The organism is Paraburkholderia sp. SSBN10T (assembly GCF_056619545.1).
Genome location: NZ_JBWQQI010000008.1, coordinates 236,517 through 253,089, shown reverse-complemented (window position 1 = coordinate 253,089; position 16,573 = coordinate 236,517). Strand labels below are relative to the sequence as shown.

Here is a 16,573-nt window from a genome sequence, read left to right as displayed (position 1 = left end):
TGCCGAACTCAAACCTACCCGCGCAAGCAACACTCCACCGCACGTGCTGCGATCGATCCGCTCCATCTTGCTGCTTGTCCTGCTGACGCTCGGCGTTTGGCTCAGTGTGCCGATGCGGGTGAGCTTCGCCGATTCCTCGGCCGCCATTCCACCCGACGACGCGCCGCGCGCGCCGCTCAACGAGCAGATCCTCAGCGTGCCGGTCGAAACCTCGCCGCCGGTGCGCCTGCAGATGACGCTCTTCATGCCGTCGCACGGCGGACCGTTTCCGCTGGTCGTCGTGAATCACGGCTCGTCGCCCGATCCTGCCAACGCGCCGCGCGTCGGCGACAACTTCATTCCCTACTATTTCCTGTCGCGCGGTTATGCGGTGGCGATGCCGATGATGCGCGGCTATGCCGGCTCCGGGGGGCATCTGCGCCCGCATGGCTGCGACGTCGCTGCGATCGGTCTCGATGCGGCAAGCGATATTCGCAAGGTGCTCGATTACGTCAAGCAGTTGCCCGGCATCGACGCCTCGCAGATTATCGTCGCCGGTAAAAGCATGGGCGGGTGGAACACGCTGGCGTTCGGCTCGCTCAACCCGCCCGACGTCAAAGGACTCCTGAGCTTTGCAGGCGGCGTGAAGGAGTCCGATTGCCGTAGTCCCGATGCGAACCTGATCGGAGCGGCCGGACAGTTCGGCGCGCGGACCAGACTGCGTTCGATCTGGTTCTTCGGCGAGAACGACCAGATCTTTTCCACGCCAACGTGGCAAGCGATGTTCAGGCAGTACACTGCGGCGGGCGGCCGTGCGGAACTGGTGGACTACGGCGTATTCCAGAAGGATGCCCACGGCATGACGGCTTCGGGCGCGGGCCTGCCTTTGTGGGTGCAGAAAGCCGATACGTTTCTTGCGAGCATCGGCATGCCGAGCCAGGAGGTCGACCCGGAGTATCTGCCGGAGCGCGCCCGCGCCGCGAGCGCCTATGCGGACATCAACGATCTGGGCGCCGTGCCGTATATGGATGACAAGGAACGCAACGCAGTGTACCGGCGGTTTCTGGTGGCGCCGCTGCCGCGCGCCATTGCCATCGGCACCACGAACGCGGTTTATGCGTCCGGCGGCTTCGATCCGGGCCGCGACGCGCTCGACAAATGCTGGAAGCTCACGCGCTATTGCCAGATCTACGCGGTCGACAACACGGTCGTCTGGCCGCGGCTCGAAGGCGCACCGCCAGCGACGAAGTTCGCCGCGCTCGCTGACGTCGCGGCGGTTCCTTATCTGAATGCGCAGGGCCGTCAGGCGTACACGCGCTTTCTGGGCACGCGCAATCCGCGCGCTTTTGCGGTGGCGCCGGACGGCGCATGGGGCGCGGGCACGGGAGTCGATCCGCTCAACGATGCGCTCGCCGCCTGCGCCAACGGACACGCCGGTTGCCGGCTGTATGCGGTGAACCGGGAGGTGGTGTGGGCAGGGAAGTGACCCGGCCTGCCCGTCTGCGGCAGTGGCATCGCTGCGCGCAAAGCCTTGCCGTTAGGGCTTATCACCAGCACGCATATTCTTCGAAAACTTGATGCTTTGTAGATGCAGGAGCCGTTTGCTACAGTCCGCCCACCCTGCCGGGGCAGTCGATTGGGCAGCGAGCCTATCCTCGTATAACAATTTCTACGGAGCACGTTTTCATGAAGTCGATTCGTTCCATTCTGTTGATCGCCCTGCTGCAGGCCGCAGCGCTCACCTCGGCTTTCGCTGGCGACGAGCTTAACCAGATCAAGGCAGCGGGCGTGTTCAAGGTCGGCACCGAAGGCACCTATGCGCCGTTCACGTATCACGACGAAGCGGGCAAGCTGACCGGCTTCGACGTGGATATCGCCACCGCGATCGCGCAGCGTCTCGGCGTGAAGCCGGAGTTCGTCGAAGGCAAATGGGATGGCCTGATTGCCGGTCTCGATGTGAACCGGTATGACGCGGTCATCAACGAAGTCGCGGTGACCGATGCACGCAAGGTCAAATACGATTTCTCGACGCCGTACATTACCTCGCACGCGGCGCTGATCGTGCGCACGGACAATACGACCATCAAGACTTTCGACGACCTGAAGGGCAAGAAGTCGGCCAATACCCTGACCAGCAATTTCGGCAGGATTGCCAAGGAACACGGGGCGGACGTGGTGTCCGTGCAGGGCTTTAACGAGTCGATCGATCTACTGACCTCGGGCCGCGTGGATGCGACGGTCAACGATTCGCTGTCGTTCCTCGATTTCAAGAAGCACAAGCCGGACGCTCAGGTGAAGATCGTCGCGCTCGACACTGCCTCGGATAGCGACAAGTCGGCCGTGCTGCTGCGCAAGGGCGACCCTGAACTGGTGGCGGCGATCGACAAGGCGCTGGCCGACATCAAGGCGGACGGCACCTACGCGAAGATTTCGCAGAAGTATTTCGGCAAGGACGTCTCCCAATAAGCACCGGACAGGTCTGAATCATGCCAGCCTGGTTGCATCTGATGGCGCAGTCGCTGTGGCCCCTCGTCTACGCGGGGCTCGTGTTTACTGTGCCGCTTACTCTCGCTTCGTTCGCGCTTGGCTTGTTGCTGGCGTTTGCGGTTGCCTTGATCCGCCTGTTCGGCCCGCGCTGGGCAGTGGCGAGCGTGCGCTTCTATGTCTGGCTGATCCGCGGCTCGCCGTTGCTGGTGCAACTGTTCGTGATCTTCTATGGCCTGCCGAATGTGGGGATTGTGTTTGACCCGTTGACGGCGGCCATCATCGGCTTTTCGCTGAATGTCGGGGCCTATAACTCCGAAGTGATTCGCGGCGTGATCGAATCGATCCCGAAAGGGCAGTGGGAAGCCGCGTATTCGATGGGCATGACGCGTGGCCAGGCCCTGCGCCGCGCCATCCTGCCGCAGGCGGCGCGGGTGGCGCTGCCGCCCTTGTCGAACTCGTTCATCTCGCTCGTCAAGGACACCTCGCTGGCCGCCGTGCTGACGGTGCCCGAAGTGTTTCAGGCCGCGCAGCGCATTGCCTCGGTGACCTACGAGCCGCTGATTCTGTACACGGAGGCGGCGCTGGTCTATCTGGTGTTCAGTTCGGTGCTGTCGTCGGCACAGGTCAGGCTCGAACAGCGCTTTGGCCGCCATGCGCTTTTTCAGGCAGGCAATGCATGATCAAGCTGGAAAAAATCGAGAAATTCTTTGGCGAGCATCGGGTGTTGAGCGGCGTGGATCTGACGCTGGCATCGGGCAACGTCACCGCCTTGATCGGTCCGTCGGGCAGCGGCAAGAGCACGCTGTTGCGCTGTGTGAACCTGCTGGAAATTCCCGAGAGCGGTTCGCTCGAACTCGGCACGCAGCGGCTCGAGTTCAGCCGCGAGCATAAACCTGCGCGCGACGCGGTGCTGGCGATCCGGCGCCGTACCGGCATGGTGTTCCAGAATTTCCAGTTGTTCCCGCATCTGAGCGTGCTGCAAAACGTGATGGAAGGATTGCTGACGGTACAGAAGTGGGACAAGGCGCGCGCACGCGAACGTGCGCATGAACTGCTGACGAAGGTCGGCATCGCAGACAAGGCCGATGCGTGGCCCGCGACGCTCTCGGGCGGTCAGCAACAGCGGGTTGCGATTGCGCGTGCGCTGGCGCCTTCGCCGGAGGTGTTGTTGTGCGACGAACCGACTTCGGCGCTCGATCCGGGACTGGCCGCCGAAGTGGTCGAGGTGCTCAGGCAACTCGCCGGCGAAGGCATGACGATGCTGATGGCGACGCACGATCTGCGTCTTGCCGCATCGATTGCGCGTGACGTCGTGTTCCTGAACCACGGCGCGGTGGTGGAGGCGGGTATGGCGCGGCAGATCTTTACGCAGCCGCGCGAGGCGCAGACGGCGCGCTTTGTGTCGACGCTGACGCAGCGTCTGCCGGATGCGTGGGTCGAGTGAGGGACTCGCTGCGCGACAACCCCGCGAGGATTGGATGAACCGCGCGGCGGGCGCCTCCGCTCCAGCATCGCTGTAAACGCGATATCGAAAGCGGGAAATCTTGTTTGTGACAGACGCCACGCTTCGCTAGCATCTTCCGGGTAGCCGCATGCGGGCCGTGCTTTGAACGTGCGGCCTGCATGCCCGTCACCGAGCCGCTCGAATCCGCCGGGTTTCCGGCAACGCAAGCTGCGTTGGATTCGGCTCGCGCACAGCCGCGTTTTCACCGTCCGATATGTCCAGCCTACCTATATCTAGTCTTCCTGAACTCACCCATGATGTGACTCGCCTGCTTGCGCGGGAGATTGCTGCCGCCAAGCCCCTCGACGATGCCGCCGCGATCGCCGCTGCCCGGCGCGGCGTGCTCGATTTTCTTGCCGCTGCTTTCGCGGGCGCCGACGATGCCGGCTATCGCAAGCTGCTGGCGGCGATCGGCACCGGCAGTCGTGGCGAGGCGGCCGTGATCGGCCACCCGACTAGCGTCAGTGCGCTCGATGCCGCCTTGCTCAACGGCTACGCGGGACACGCGCTCGACTACGACGACGTCCATAGCAGCGTGCGCGGTCATCCCAGCACGGTAGTGTTGCCGGCTCTGTTCGCGCTCGCCCAGACCCGGCGCAGCAGCGCGAGCGAGTTGCTGGCCGCCTACGTGGTTGGCGTCGAAACCATGGCGCGCCTCGGCCTCGCGCTGGGCAGCCGCCATTACGAGCAAGGCTTTCACAACACCGCGACGCTCGGCACGCTGGGCGCCGCGGCGGCGGCTTCGTTCCTGTTGCGGCTGGATGCGGACGCAACGGAAAACGCGCTAGGTCTCGCCGCCACGCAATCGGCCGGTCTGCGTCTGCAGTTCGGCAGCGAGGCCAAGCCGCTGCACGCCGGACAGGCTGCGCGGGCCGGACTGCTCGCCGCCCAGCTCGCGGCCGCCGGCTTGCAGGGCTCGCCCGGGGCGCTCGACGGCCCGACCGGATTCTTCGCCGTATTCGGCGCGGGCGCGGCGCAACCCGAGCGCGTGCTGCAAGGCTGGGGCGCGCCCTGGCAGATCGTTGCGCCGGGTCTCTACTTCAAGCCGTGGCCCTGCTGCACGGCCACGCACTACGCCGTGCATGCCGCGCTGACATTGCGCCACGCGCATCGCCTGACGCTGCAAGAGATCGAGCGCGTGCTCGTGACCTTCCCGCCCGGCGGCGATACGCCGCTGTCGAGCCATGCTCCCGCGACCGGCCTCGAAGGGCGCTTTAGCGTTGAATACGCAGTGGCCGCCGTCTTGACCGACGGCGCGGCTGGCGTCGCCACCTTCGCCGATGTGCCGGTGCGCGCAGAACTCGCGGCGCTCGCGGCCCGCGTCTCGCGTACCCACGACGAGACCGCGCCGCGCGCTTCGACCGATCCGGCCACGCGCTTCTCCACGGTGGAGATCACGTTGAAGAACGGCGCCGTGGTCAGCCACAAGACCGACCGCCTCTATAGCGCCGAAGATCTGCAAGCCAAATTCGCGGATGCGGTAGATCACCACGCCGGATTCGCAACCCTTCCCGCGCTCGTGGACACGATGCAGAGCGCGGGCGATCTCGCCTTCATTTTCCAGTCCTTCGCCAAGATCAAAGTATGAGTACCGTTCGAACCTCCGCCGCCCGGCGGCAAATGCGCCTTGGGTTGTTTATTCAGGGCGCCGGCCATCACGTGGCCGGCTGGCGCCATCCCGACGCCCAGGCCGGCAGCGAAAACCTCGCCTTGATGCAGCGGATCACGCAGACCGCCGAACGCGCCAAGTTCGACATGGTGTTTCTCGCCGATGGCCTGACGAGCGGCCCGGATGCGCATCCGTCGATGGCGATGCGTCTCGAACCGCTGTGTTTGCTGTCGGCGCTCGCCATGGGCACGCGTCATATCGGTCTCGCCGCCACGGCGTCGACCACCTATAGCGAGCCTTATCACGTGGCGCGGGCGTTTGCCTCGCTCGATCATCTGAGCCAGGGCCGCGCCGCGTGGAATGTCGTGACCACCTCCTATGACCGGACCGCGGCGAACTTCACGCGCGGCAATCACCCGGATCACGCGTTGCGCTATGAGATGGCGGGCGAGTTCGTCGACGTCGTCAAGGGCCTGTGGGATAGCTGGGACGACGATGCCCTCGTGCGCGACAAGGCGAGCGGCGTCTACTTCGATCCCGCCAAGGTGCATACGCTCGCTCACGAGGGCCGTTTCTTTTCGGTGAAGGGACCGTTGAACGCCTCGCGTCCGCCGCAGGGGCACCCGGTGGTGATTCAGGCCGGCTCGTCGGGTCCGGGGCAGGACCTGGCGGCGCGCACCGCGGAAGTGGTGTTCACCGCGCAGCAGACGCTCGATGAAGCGCGCATCTTCTATCGCGATCTCAAGGGCAGGCTCGCGAAGTTCGGCCGCGACGGCGAGCAACTGCATGTGATGCCGGGCGTGTTCCCGGTGATCGGCAGAACTGAGCAGGAGGCCAAGGACAAGTACGCGCAGTTGCAGCAATGGACCGATACTTCGGGTGCCTTGACGCTGCTGTCCGATCGCCTCGGTCACGACGTCTCCGGATATCCGCTCGATGGTCCGCTGCCGGAACTGCCCGAATCGGAGCAACTGAAAAGCCGCGCGAAGCTGCTCACCGATCTGGCGCGCCGCGAAAACCTCACCTTGCGCGAGTTGTATCACCTGGTGGCGGGGGCGCGCGGGCATCGCATCGTGTGGGGCACGCCGACCCAGGTCGCGGATGCGCTTGAAGAATGGTTCGTCGGCGAAGGCGCGGACGGCTTTAATATCATGCCGCCGTATTTCCCCGGCGGCCTCGATGACTTTGTCGAACTGGTGGTGCCTGAGCTGCAACGGCGCGGCCTGTTTCGCACCGAGTACAGCGGCACGACGTTGCGCGATCACTTGGGACTGCCGCGGCCGGCGAGCCGCTACGCCGCGCGATAACGAGCGGCGACGGCCCGCCCGGGCGGCGCGTTACAGTGCGCGCCGCGTCCGGGCGGCTGGTTCATCGTAGCGGGATCACATCGACATCAGATAGCGAACTTGCGCAGATCGAGCGGGATAGTCACACGCGCCGCCTCGCTGCGTGCGGCGTCGCGTTCGTCGCTGGCGGCGGCCAGCGAGCGCGTCAGGAACGCACGCGTGCGCGGGCTTGCCGGGTCACGGAACAGGCGCTCGGCAGGGCCATGCTCGACGATCACGCCGGCCTCGGTGAAATACACCGCATCGCTGACTTCTTCCGCAAAGCGCATCTCGTGCGTAACCAGCACGCAGGTCATGCCGTCCTTGACCAGATCGCGGATCACAGTCAGCACTTCGCCCACCGTTTCCGGGTCGAGCGCCGAGGTCACCTCGTCGAACAGGATCAGATCCGGTTGCATGGCGAGGGCGCGCGCTATCGCCACGCGTTGCTGCTGACCGCCCGACAGCTCGCCGGGATAGGCGTGGGCCTTGTCGGCGAGCCGCACTTTCTTGAGCAGATCGTAGGCGGTGCGGGTGGCCGCTTCCTTGTCGCGGCGCAGAATGCGCACGGGCGCTATCACCAGATTGTCCAGCACGCTCAGATGCGGAAACAGGTTGTACTGCTGAAACACGAAGCCGACGCGCTTGCGCAGTTCGATCTCGTCGCGCTCGGAACCGAGCTGATCGACCCGCGTCCCGTCGACTTCGATCGTGCCGCTCTGCGGTTTGAGCAAGCCGGTGATGCAGCGCAGGATAGTCGACTTGCCGGAGCCGGACGGGCCGATGATCGAAACGGCCTGGCCGCGGAACACGTCGAGGTCGATCCCGTTGAGCACCGGGTTGGCGCCGAACGACAGATGCACGTCGCGCAGGCTGACGAGGGGACTCGACGCGGCGTGCGCGGCGGAGAGCGGTTCAACTGAATGCATAGCGTTTTTCGAGGCGCCGCGTGAAGCGCGCGATCGGGTAGCAGTAGACAAAGAAGAGGCCCAGCACGGTGAAGTAGACCAGTACCGTGAAATCGGCGCGGGCCACGGTATTGCTCGCGACCTGGGCGGTATCGAGCAGATCGTGCACGCCGACCAGCGAGGCGAGCGCCGTGCCCATGGTGATGCTCGAGTACAGGTTCATCCACGGCGGCAGCATGCGCTTGACGCACTGCGGCAGGATGATCCAGCGGAACACCTGGGTGCGGCTGAAGGCGAGCGAGCGTGCCGCATCCCACTGCGCGTGCGGAATCGACTGGATCGCGCCGCGGAAGATTTCCGCCACGTTGGCGCTGGCCGGCAAGGCGAGGCCGAGCGTCACCTTGAACCAGTCGGGAAAGGGCAGCGTGTGATGGCCGAGCGCAATCTCGAACGGAAACACGTAGGTGGAGAAGTAGATCAGCACCAGTAACGGCGCGTTGCGAAACACCTGCACGTAAGCGCGGGCCGTCACGCGCACCAGCCGCAGCGGCGACAGCAACAGCGGCCCGAGCGCCAGTCCGGCTACGGTGCCGAGCGCAATCGCCAGCAGGCTGATTTCGACGTTGACCCAGAGCGCCTTGACGAGTGCGGGAGCCCAGGTGACGAGCGCAGCCAGCGTGACGTTGTGCGCGTGGCTGGCCAGCTCGCGTTCGAGTAGCGCGAGCAGCACGCCCACCGCGATCGCGGCGAGCACCGTGCCGGGCTGACGGCGCGCCGGCGATCGTGCGGCGCTAAAAGCGAGTGGCTCAGTGGCCATAGCCGGGCATCCTCAAACGGGTTTCGAGCCAGCGGCCGGCACGGTTGATCAGAAAGGTCAGGATGCCGAAGAACAGCAGGATCAGGATCATCAGTTCGAGCACGTTGTCGCGCTGGGTCCAGATCATGATCGACGCATAGGTGACGTCGCCGACCGCGATGGCCGAGGCGATGGTGGTCATCTTCACCAGATCGACCATGTTGTTGACGAGCGCCGGCAACGCGAAGCGCAGGGCGAGCGGCAACTGCACGTTCCAGAGCCGCTGTTTGCGGCTGTAGCCGAGCGACTGCGCGGCTTCGAGCGTCGCGCGCGGCACGGCCTCGATGCCGGCGCGCAGTGCTTCCGCGTGAAACGCACCCTTGTGCAGCGCGATCACGATCACGCTCCAGATAAACGGTGTAAGCGGATTGCCGCCCAGCTCGCGCAGCGCCTGGCTCAGCAACATGTTGAGCACGAGGAACGCGCAAAACAGTTGCACCAGCGTCGGCGTGTTGCGGGTGATCTCGACGAAGAGGCGCGCCGGTCGTGCCAGCGCCTTGCGCGGCGAGATCAGCATGGCGGCCAGCAGCACGCCGGCCAGCAGACTGAAAAACGCCGTCACCACCGAGAGCTCGATCGTCACCAGCATGCCATGCAGGAACGAGGCGCGTTCGTCGGCGGCGAGCACGAAGCTGTAGTCGAGCCCCAGCTTGTCGAGCGCGGCCACCGCCTGTTCGGGCAGCGTCCCGCTCATGCCGGCTGCGCCTTGAATCTGGCGTGCAGGTCGAGCACCGCTTGCGACGGCTGCATGCCGTTCCTGTGCTCGGTGTCGATCAGCCAGCCGGTACGGTGCCAGTCCTCGACGACCTTCTCGAAAGCGTTCTGCGTATCGGTTTCACCCTTGCGAACCCAGATCACGGAAGGCGACGGAATCAGATCGTTCGAGACGGGGATGGTGTAGTCCTTCCAGTCCGGATTGTGCGCGGCCAGCAGACGCAGCGTCGGTGCGACGTGCACGGCGGCGACGCAGTTGTTGCCGCGCAAGGCGAGCAGCGATTCGGGCTGGCCGCGGAATGCCTTGACCTGCGCGCCATATTGCTCGGCGAGCGGTTTTGCGTAGTTGCTGCCTTGCGAGACGCACACGGCCTTGCCGCGCAGGTCGTTCCACGTCTTGATGCCGCTGTCCTTGCGGGTGATCAGCGCGCCGCCGATTTCCTCGAACGGCGTGGGCGGATAGGTGAGAATCTGCGCGCGCTCCTGGGTTACTTCCATGTTGGCGATCAGCGCGTCGACCTTGCCCTGCTGCAGGAATTGAACCCGGTTGGACGGCTGCACCGGAACCATTTCGATCTCCACGCCGAGATGTTTGGCGAGGTTCTCCGCGAGGTCCACGTTAAAGCCGACCGGCTTTTGCGTGGCCGGGTCGAGCGAGCCGAACGGCGGCCCGGAGAGGATCACGCCGACCACCAGCTTGTGGCGTTCGTGGATGCGGTCCAAGGTGGCGTCGGCGTGCGCGGCGCTGGTACCGAGGACGGCGAGGGCGGTGCTCAGGATCAGGGCGGTGCGGGCGAGGGCGCCGCGCGCGAGGGCGGACAACCACGGCAGGCGAGACGGTTGAAGCGGGGCAGGGCGAGTCGGACGGTTGGACATAACGGATGGTCGGTCGATCATGAGAGTGGCGCTGCGCCTTGCTGGCGGCGTGCCCATGCGCGGTGCAACGTGACGCAAAGGGCGCGCGTGGGCAGCGTACCGTGGCTATTCTCGACAAGCAGGGCTCAATCCAGAACCAAGCTTTTTTCATACCGTTATCTGATTCGCGCATTTGCGCAGACGGGACCGGCGTTATGACGTCGATTTGAGTGGCTTAACAAACCTCAACGTCATGCGGTCCGACTCGCCGATCGCGGCAAAGCGCGCCTTGTCGACACTGCCGCCTTCATAGGTGGGCGGCAGCGACCACACGCCGTGCGGGTAGTCCTTGGTGTCGCGCGGGTTGCTGTTGACTTCGCTGCTGCCGGCAAGCTCGAAGCCCGCGGCGCGCGCATGGTCGATCACATAGGCCTCGGTCACATAGCCGCTGTCGATCATCTGTTGCAGCGACGTGCCCGGCGCCGCGCGATGTTCTTCGACACCGAGGATGCCGCCCGGCTTGAGCGCCGCGTAGAACGCGCGCAGATTGGTGTCGAGCTGGCCGTCCTTGATCCAGTTGTGGATATTGCGGAACGTGAACACGCGGTCGACGTTGCCGTTCGCCGCGAAGCCGCTGAACTGGCCTGCCTGCAGCGTGCCGACGACCACGTTGCCGTAGATGGCTGGTGTCGCTGCGAGCTTGCGCGCCAGCGCGGCGTGGCCGGCCTGTTCCTCTGTCGCAGCGCTGGGCGACGGGCTCACATATTCGGCCTCGTAGAGCGTGCCGCGATCGTGCAGGTAAGGCGCGAGAATGTCCGTGTACCAGCCGCCGCCCGGGGCGATTTCGAGCACCGTTTGGGTCGGCGCGATCTCGAAGAATTGCAGCGTGCCTTGCGGATGGCGGTAGACGTCGCGTGCCTTGGCGGCGTCGCTGCGCTGCGGGCCGGCGATCGCTGCGGCGAGCGAGTCCTGGCTCGACGGCGCTGATGCGCAGGCCGCCACCAGCAGCGCGGCCAATAGCCCGGTGAGTGTGTAGCGCAGCGTGCGAAGCATCGGAGTGGAGTGGTGGGTCATGGTGGCTGGGATGGATGGATTCGGATAAGCCGCGGTGAACCTTGGAAAAAGCGGCAACAGGCCTAACGATAAGCGTTTGCGGCGTAGTTTGCACGACGCGTGTTCTGCACGCCGCGCAGATTCAGCGTATGGTATTTCGCGAGCGAGCTGCGCGCTGCTGCTGAAGCAGCCAGGATCGCGGCACACACATCAATCCCGCGTCGCCTGCATGGGGATCGGGGATCGTCGATTCGAGCGGAGAGTCTTGCATGTCTATTCAGTCACACCCGCAGCTACACTCGCAGTCAAACCCGCAGCCAAAACCGCCGCGCCAACTGCGCCTCGGCGCCTTCATGCGCCCCGTGACGATTCACACCGGCGCCTGGCGTTATCCGGGCGCCTACCCCGATGCCAATTTCAACTTCGCGCATATGAAGCGCTTCGCGCAGACACTCGAGCGCGGACGCTTCGATGCCTTCTTCATGGCCGATCATCTGGCCGTGCTCAACATGCCGGTGGAGTCGTTAAAGCGCAGTCATACGGTCACGTCGTTCGAACCGATGACCTTGCTGCCGGCGCTCGCGGCCGTGACCGAGCGCCTCGGCCTGATCGCCACGGCGTCCACCACGTTCGACGCGCCGTATCACGTCGCCCGCCGCTTTGCCTCGCTCGATCACATTAGCGGCGGCCGGGCCGGCTGGAATCTCGTCACCACTTCGAACCCGGATGCCGCGCTCAACTTCGGCCTCGAAGAGCACGTCGAGCACGATGAGCGATATCGGCGCGCGCGCGAATTCTTCGACGTCGTCACCGGACTATGGGATAGCTGGGCCGACGACGCGCTGATTCGCGACGTCGAGTCCGGCATCTTCTTCGATCCGGACAGACTGCACGTGCTCGATCACAAGGGCAAGTACTACTCGGTGCGCGGTCCGCTCAACATCGCACGTCCGGTGCAGGGTTGGCCGGTGATCGTGCAGGCCGGCTCCTCCGAAGCGGGACGGCAGATCGCCGCCGAAACCGCCGAGGCCGTTTTCACCGCGCAGACGACCCTCGCCGACGGCCAGCGTTTTTACGCGGACGTCAAAGGCCGCATGGAGAAACTTGGGCGCCCGCGCGACCATATGAAGATCTTGCCCGCCGCGTTCGTGGTGGTGGGCGACACGCTCGATGAAGCGCTGGAAAAGCGCGCCCGTCTGGACACGTTCGTGCATTACGACAGCGGCATCGCGTCGCTGTCGATCGCGCTCGGACACGATGTGTCGAGCTTCGACCCGGATGGCTCGCTGCCGGAGATCCCCGAGAGCAACGCGAGCCGCACGAGCCGGCAGCGTGTGGTCGAGTGGGCCGAGCGGGACAAACTGACGATCCGGCAACTGGCGCAGCGCATCGGCGGCTACTCGGGGCTCGAAATGGTCGGCACGCCCGCGATGATCGCCGATCAGATGGAAGCGTGGCTCGTCGGTGAAGGTTCGGATGGCTTCAATGTGATGTTCCCGTATCTGCCGGGCGGGCTCGACGATTTCGTCGACAAGGTGATTCCGGAACTGCAGCGCAGAGGTATTTTCCGGCGTGAATATGAAGGGACGACGCTGCGGGAAAATCTCGGTTTGCCCCGTCCGGAAAACCGCTTTTTCCGCGCTTGAACGCAGTCCCGTCGAACCCGGTTATTGGCGCCAGCGTCCCTCGTCCTAATGTTCGCCCACGAGCTGCGTGCGCCTGACTTCGGAGAGATGAAGCAGGATGAGCGACACCCAAACGATGCCGTAGAGCAGCATGAAGCAGCTCGAGCGAATCTTCAGCAGGTCGAGCAGCGCGCCGAACAGGATCGGCAACAGGAAGCCGCCCAGCCCGCCCGCGAGCCCGACGATGCCGGTGACGATGCCCATGTTGGCGGGGAAGTCGTCGGCGACATATTTGAACGTGGACGCCATGCCGAACGCGAACACCGCGCCCAGCACGAACGTGAGCGCGACAAAGCCCGCGAGCGGCATGCTGAGGTGCAGCGTGGCCGTGCCGTCGATCGTGTGAATCACGAAGTCGGTGGCCGGATACGAGAGAATGAACAGACAGATCCACGCGACCCACAAACCCCACCACGTCACGTTGTGCGCGCCGAACCGGTCGGCGAGTATGCCGCCCACTGCGCGCAGCACCGAGCCTGGCAGGGAGAAGCCCGCTGCGAACGCCGCGGCCGCCACCAGCGACATGCCGTACTCGGCCTTCAGGTATTGCGGAATCCATAGCGAGAGCGCCGTGAAGCCGCCGAACGTGATCGAGTAATACTGGCACAGGCGCCAGACGCGGGCGTCGGCGAGCACACGGAACGACGCGAGCAACGAGCCGCCCTTCTTGCCTGCGCCCGGATCGGGAGCGGAGGCGAACCAGAAGATCAGCGCGGTCACGAGCAGCGCGAGCGCATAGATGCGCGGCACGAAGCGCCAGCCGTAAGCGGCCTCGAGCGACGGCGTGACGAACAGATTGACCGCTGCGCCAACCGTGCCGGCGCCGAAAAAGCCCATTGCGCCTCCGCGCCGTTCGGGCGGAAAGAAGCGCGCGACATACGGTGTGCCCACGGCGAACGACGCACCCACGCAACCGAGGAAGAGCCCGATCACGAGGAACTGCCAGAACTGCGTCGCATAGCTGACGATGTAGACCGGCACGGCGCAGACCGTGAGCAGGAGCGTCATGACGATGCGCCCGCCGAACCGGTCCGTCCATACGCCGAGCGGCAGGCGCATGGCTGCGCCGGTGAGCACGGGCGTGGCGGTGAGCAGGCCGAACTCCGTGCTGTTCAACCCGAGCTCGTCGCGTAGTTGCACGCCAAGCACGCCGAACATCATCCAGACCACGAAGCAGACGAGGAACGCGAGCGTGCTCACGAGCAGGGTGGACCACGCTTTGGCGTCCACCACGATCGGCGCGCCGACGATCTGGGTGGCGATTTTGTTGGACTCGCTGCGCAGATTCATGTCATCTCTCTTGTCCTGATTGCTCATTGCACCAGCGGGCTCGTTGCGGCATCGACGGCGGCGTTTTCGAGCGACGCCCCCGCTGCGAGGATCGAAACGTACTGCTGGATGGCCTTGTGGCGCACCCGCTCCGCGAGGAAGCGGGCAATCTCACCGGCGGCGGATTCGAACGCCACCGGCTCGCCGGCCACGCGCCGCTCGATGCGTATAACGTGAAAGCCGAAGCGCGTGCGCACGAGCCGCGGCAGAAGCCCCACGCCGGGACTGTCGAACAGTGCGCTTTCGAACTCGGGCACGGTGTCGCCGCGCATCAGTTGGCCAAGGCTGCCTCCCACGCCCGCGGATGGGCAGTTCGAGAGTTCGCGAGCACGCGCTTCGAAAGTCTCCGGCTCGCGCAGCAAGACGTTGAGCGCGTCTTCGGCCTTGTGGCGCAGGAGCGCGAGCGGCACGCGGTCCGTCACTGCAAAGAGAATGTGGCTCGCGTAGACGATCTCGTTGCGTATGAAGCGCGCAGGATGCTGCTCATAGAAGCGCCGGCAGTCGTCGGCCGTCGGTTCCGGCACGCGCAGTTCGCGTGCGAGCAGCGCATCGAGTGCGTCGTCGTCGAGCGGGGTACCGGCGTCGATCAGCGCGAGTTCGACGGCGCGCTGGCGCAGCAGTTCGCGCACCACCAGCGCGCGCCGGGCGGCGAGCGGCGGGTCGGGATCGTCCGCGTGATGGCGGCTCTCCGAAACGATGGCCGCCAGATCGATTTCAACGTGATTGACCCGTGCGGGCAGTTCGCTCGCCACGGCTTGCGAATCGGCATTCATCGCGGCATTCATCGAGGTGCCTCCGTGAAGGATCAACGCCTAAGAATCAACGCTTGCGCACGAGCTGATAGGGCCGCAACAGATAGGCAACCGAAGCAATGCCGCTCCAGATGTGGACCATGCGCGTGAAAGGCGAGACGAGGAAGATCGTGAAGCCGAGGGCGATGTGCGTCTGATAGACGAGCGGCACGCCGTCGAGCAGGCTTGCGACGTTGCCGCGGAACGTCACCACGCCTTTCACGTAGTCGGTGAGCTGTTCGAACATCGCGCCGTCCATATGGCGCGCGGAGAGTACGACGGTGCCGAGCCCCAGGGCGAGCTGCACCCACAGCATCAGCACGATGATGATGTCCCACGCCTTGCTGTTGCGGCGGATGCGCGTGTCGCCCAGCCGCCGCACGATCAGCAGCGAGAGTCCGACGATAGCGAAGAGGCCCGCGACGCCACCCGCGACCATCGCGAGCAACTGGTGCACGGATGCCGAAATGAACGGCGCCACGAGCCAGTGCGGCGCGAGAAAGCCCAGGAAGTGCCCCATCACCACGACCAGGATGCCCCAGTGAAAGAGGTTGCTGCCGAGTCGCAGGGTGCCGCGCCGCAGGAGCTGGGAGGAGTCGCTCTTCCACGTGTACTGCTCGCGGTCGAAGCGCACGAGCGAGCCTAACAACAACACCGCCAGACAGATGTATGGGTAGATGCCGAACAGGAACTGATGCAAATAAGGGCCCATGGCTGCTCCTTGCTGATTGCACTGGATTGCGTGCTGCTGAATGCGTCAAACTTGTTCGAGCGCGCCGGCTTTAGCGCGGCGGGCGGCGCGCATGGAACTGGACTGGCGCGACGGCCGGCTGCGACGCCCCGACGAAGCGCACCGGCTCCTCGCTATAGGCGGCATCGAGCGCGTTCAGGCCCTCGCTGTCGTGAGGCATGTTGGCATCGTCGTCGTGCGCGTCTTCGGGCAACGCGGTATCCGTGTTGCCCGCGAGCGCCAGCACGGCGCCCGTCACGTACGCGTAATGGCTATTGCGGCGGCTCAGCTCCGCAGTGATCGACTGCAGGATCGCGGTGGTTTCGCCGAGCAGCGAGTGCGCCTCGTTAGCTTCGAGTATCGACAGATATTCGAGGAACACCGGCAGATAGTCGGGCAACTGTTGCGGGCCGAGCAGCAGGCCGTGCCGCTCGTACATCTGCTTCAGATCGATCATGGCCTGGCCGCGCTCACGCGATTCGCCGTGCACGTGCTCGAACAGATGCAGCGAGGTGGCGCGGCCGCGATCGAACAGCGCCACGTAGTTCTCCTGCAGCGAAAGCAGGTCGCGCGAGCCGAGGTATTCGAGAAAACGCAGCAGCCGCTCGCGCGTCTCGCCGCGCAACGCGCGCTCTCCTTGCACGTGGGCGCGCGCCTCGGCGAGCGTTGCGAGCGTCGTTTCGTCCGGATATTCGAGGCACATGGCGAGCAACCTGAACGTCAGGCTATTGGGGCGGATCGAGAACAT

Annotated in this window: 16 protein-coding genes; 7 read left to right on the top strand and 9 right to left on the bottom strand. The window is 65.0% G+C overall.

The genetic code is table 11. From position 1 onward, the window contains the following. The first annotated feature begins 67 nt into the window (after positions 1-67). The 6 genes from AC1ECK_RS15430 to AC1ECK_RS15405 all read left to right on the top strand — a co-directional run bounded on the left by AC1ECK_RS15430 (position 68) and on the right by AC1ECK_RS15405 (position 6,886). Positions 68-1,465: a dienelactone hydrolase family protein gene (locus AC1ECK_RS15430; RefSeq protein ID WP_480320540.1), complete on the top strand. Its 1,398-nt coding sequence runs from the start codon at positions 68-70 to the stop codon at positions 1,463-1,465. A gap of 200 nt (positions 1,466-1,665) precedes the next feature. Then, positions 1,666-2,445, top strand: coding sequence for an amino acid ABC transporter substrate-binding protein (locus AC1ECK_RS15425; RefSeq protein WP_480320538.1), 780 nt, complete (start codon positions 1,666-1,668; stop codon positions 2,443-2,445). 20 nt (positions 2,446-2,465) lie between these two features. After that, positions 2,466-3,146 (top strand): amino acid ABC transporter permease, encoded by a 681-nt coding sequence (locus AC1ECK_RS15420; protein ID WP_480320536.1) that lies wholly within the window; start codon positions 2,466-2,468, stop codon positions 3,144-3,146. Then, positions 3,143-3,910 (top strand): amino acid ABC transporter ATP-binding protein, encoded by a 768-nt coding sequence (locus tag AC1ECK_RS15415; protein ID WP_480320534.1) that lies wholly within the window; start codon positions 3,143-3,145, stop codon positions 3,908-3,910. The genes AC1ECK_RS15420 and AC1ECK_RS15415 overlap by 4 nt, the downstream gene beginning before the upstream one ends. A 319-nt stretch (positions 3,911-4,229) precedes the next feature. After that, complete coding sequence (locus tag AC1ECK_RS15410; RefSeq protein WP_480320532.1) at positions 4,230-5,558, top strand: MmgE/PrpD family protein; 1,329 nt, start codon at positions 4,230-4,232, stop codon at positions 5,556-5,558. After that, a complete protein-coding gene (locus AC1ECK_RS15405) occupies positions 5,555-6,886 on the top strand; it encodes an LLM class flavin-dependent oxidoreductase (RefSeq protein ID WP_480320530.1) in 1,332 nt (443 codons plus the stop codon). Before AC1ECK_RS15410 ends, AC1ECK_RS15405 begins: the two co-directional genes overlap by 4 nt. Before the next feature lie 86 nt (positions 6,887-6,972). Here the strand turns inward: AC1ECK_RS15405 and AC1ECK_RS15400 are convergent, their stop codons facing one another. From AC1ECK_RS15400 to AC1ECK_RS15380, 5 genes are all read right to left on the bottom strand, one after another. After that, entirely contained in the window at positions 6,973-7,833 is an 861-nt protein-coding gene (locus tag AC1ECK_RS15400) for an amino acid ABC transporter ATP-binding protein (RefSeq protein ID WP_480320528.1), read from the bottom strand. After that, positions 7,820-8,629, bottom strand: coding sequence for an amino acid ABC transporter permease (locus tag AC1ECK_RS15395; protein WP_480320526.1), 810 nt, complete (start codon positions 8,627-8,629; stop codon positions 7,820-7,822). Before AC1ECK_RS15395 ends, AC1ECK_RS15400 begins: the two co-directional genes overlap by 14 nt. Next, positions 8,619-9,362 carry an amino acid ABC transporter permease gene (locus AC1ECK_RS15390; protein WP_480320524.1) on the bottom strand — a complete coding sequence of 248 codons (744 nt, stop codon included), beginning with the start codon at positions 9,360-9,362 and terminating at the stop codon, positions 8,619-8,621. The genes AC1ECK_RS15395 and AC1ECK_RS15390 overlap by 11 nt, the downstream gene beginning before the upstream one ends. Then, positions 9,359-10,258: a transporter substrate-binding domain-containing protein gene (locus AC1ECK_RS15385; protein WP_480320522.1), complete on the bottom strand. Its 900-nt coding sequence runs from the start codon at positions 10,256-10,258 to the stop codon at positions 9,359-9,361. The genes AC1ECK_RS15390 and AC1ECK_RS15385 overlap by 4 nt, the downstream gene beginning before the upstream one ends. Positions 10,259-10,450: 192 nt before the next feature. Further along, positions 10,451-11,311 carry a class I SAM-dependent methyltransferase gene (locus AC1ECK_RS15380; RefSeq protein WP_480320520.1) on the bottom strand — a complete coding sequence of 287 codons (861 nt, stop codon included), beginning with the start codon at positions 11,309-11,311 and terminating at the stop codon, positions 10,451-10,453. 248 nt (positions 11,312-11,559) lie between these two features. On the opposite strand from AC1ECK_RS15380, the gene AC1ECK_RS15375 reads away from it, so the two are divergent. Further along, positions 11,560-12,936 carry an LLM class flavin-dependent oxidoreductase gene (locus AC1ECK_RS15375; RefSeq protein ID WP_480320518.1) on the top strand — a complete coding sequence of 459 codons (1,377 nt, stop codon included), beginning with the start codon at positions 11,560-11,562 and terminating at the stop codon, positions 12,934-12,936. 45 nt (positions 12,937-12,981) lie between these two features. Here AC1ECK_RS15375 and AC1ECK_RS15370 read toward each other — a convergent pair whose 3' ends face one another. From AC1ECK_RS15370 to narJ, 4 genes are all read right to left on the bottom strand, one after another. Beyond that, positions 12,982-14,265, bottom strand: coding sequence for an MFS transporter (locus AC1ECK_RS15370; RefSeq protein WP_480320516.1), 1,284 nt, complete (start codon positions 14,263-14,265; stop codon positions 12,982-12,984). A 23-nt stretch (positions 14,266-14,288) separates the two neighbouring features. Next, positions 14,289-15,077 (bottom strand): peptidylprolyl isomerase, encoded by a 789-nt coding sequence (locus AC1ECK_RS15365; protein WP_480320644.1) that lies wholly within the window; start codon positions 15,075-15,077, stop codon positions 14,289-14,291. Positions 15,078-15,123: 46 nt separating this feature from the next. Then, complete coding sequence (narI, locus tag AC1ECK_RS15360; protein WP_480320514.1) at positions 15,124-15,807, bottom strand: respiratory nitrate reductase subunit gamma; 684 nt, start codon at positions 15,805-15,807, stop codon at positions 15,124-15,126. A gap of 70 nt (positions 15,808-15,877) precedes the next feature. Beyond that, positions 15,878-16,573: a nitrate reductase molybdenum cofactor assembly chaperone gene (gene narJ, locus AC1ECK_RS15355; protein ID WP_480320512.1), complete on the bottom strand. Its 696-nt coding sequence runs from the start codon at positions 16,571-16,573 to the stop codon at positions 15,878-15,880.

Excerpts from the sequence above, each read along its gene's own strand:
- AC1ECK_RS15395 (WP_480320526.1), bottom strand. The coding sequence starts at position 8,629 with ATGGCCACTGAGCCACTCGCTTTTAGCGCCGCACGATCGCCGGCGCGC.
- AC1ECK_RS15425 (WP_480320538.1), top strand. The coding sequence starts at position 1,666 with ATGAAGTCGATTCGTTCCATTCTGTTGATCGCCCTGCTGCAGGCCGCA.
- AC1ECK_RS15420 (WP_480320536.1), top strand. The coding sequence starts at position 2,466 with ATGCCAGCCTGGTTGCATCTGATGGCGCAGTCGCTGTGGCCCCTCGTC.
- AC1ECK_RS15390 (WP_480320524.1), bottom strand. The coding sequence starts at position 9,362 with ATGAGCGGGACGCTGCCCGAACAGGCGGTGGCCGCGCTCGACAAGCTG.
- narI (WP_480320514.1), bottom strand. The coding sequence starts at position 15,807 with ATGGGCCCTTATTTGCATCAGTTCCTGTTCGGCATCTACCCATACATC.
- AC1ECK_RS15400 (WP_480320528.1), bottom strand. The coding sequence starts at position 7,833 with ATGCATTCAGTTGAACCGCTCTCCGCCGCGCACGCCGCGTCGAGTCCC.
- AC1ECK_RS15365 (WP_480320644.1), bottom strand. The coding sequence starts at position 15,077 with ATGAATGCCGATTCGCAAGCCGTGGCGAGCGAACTGCCCGCACGGGTC.
- AC1ECK_RS15405 (WP_480320530.1), top strand. The coding sequence starts at position 5,555 with ATGAGTACCGTTCGAACCTCCGCCGCCCGGCGGCAAATGCGCCTTGGG.
- AC1ECK_RS15415 (WP_480320534.1), top strand. The coding sequence starts at position 3,143 with ATGATCAAGCTGGAAAAAATCGAGAAATTCTTTGGCGAGCATCGGGTG.
- AC1ECK_RS15385 (WP_480320522.1), bottom strand. The coding sequence starts at position 10,258 with ATGTCCAACCGTCCGACTCGCCCTGCCCCGCTTCAACCGTCTCGCCTG.
- AC1ECK_RS15370 (WP_480320516.1), bottom strand. The coding sequence starts at position 14,265 with ATGAATCTGCGCAGCGAGTCCAACAAAATCGCCACCCAGATCGTCGGC.
- AC1ECK_RS15375 (WP_480320518.1), top strand. The coding sequence starts at position 11,560 with ATGTCTATTCAGTCACACCCGCAGCTACACTCGCAGTCAAACCCGCAG.
- AC1ECK_RS15380 (WP_480320520.1), bottom strand. The coding sequence starts at position 11,311 with ATGACCCACCACTCCACTCCGATGCTTCGCACGCTGCGCTACACACTC.
- narJ (WP_480320512.1), bottom strand. The coding sequence starts at position 16,573 with ATGTTCTCGATCCGCCCCAATAGCCTGACGTTCAGGTTGCTCGCCATG.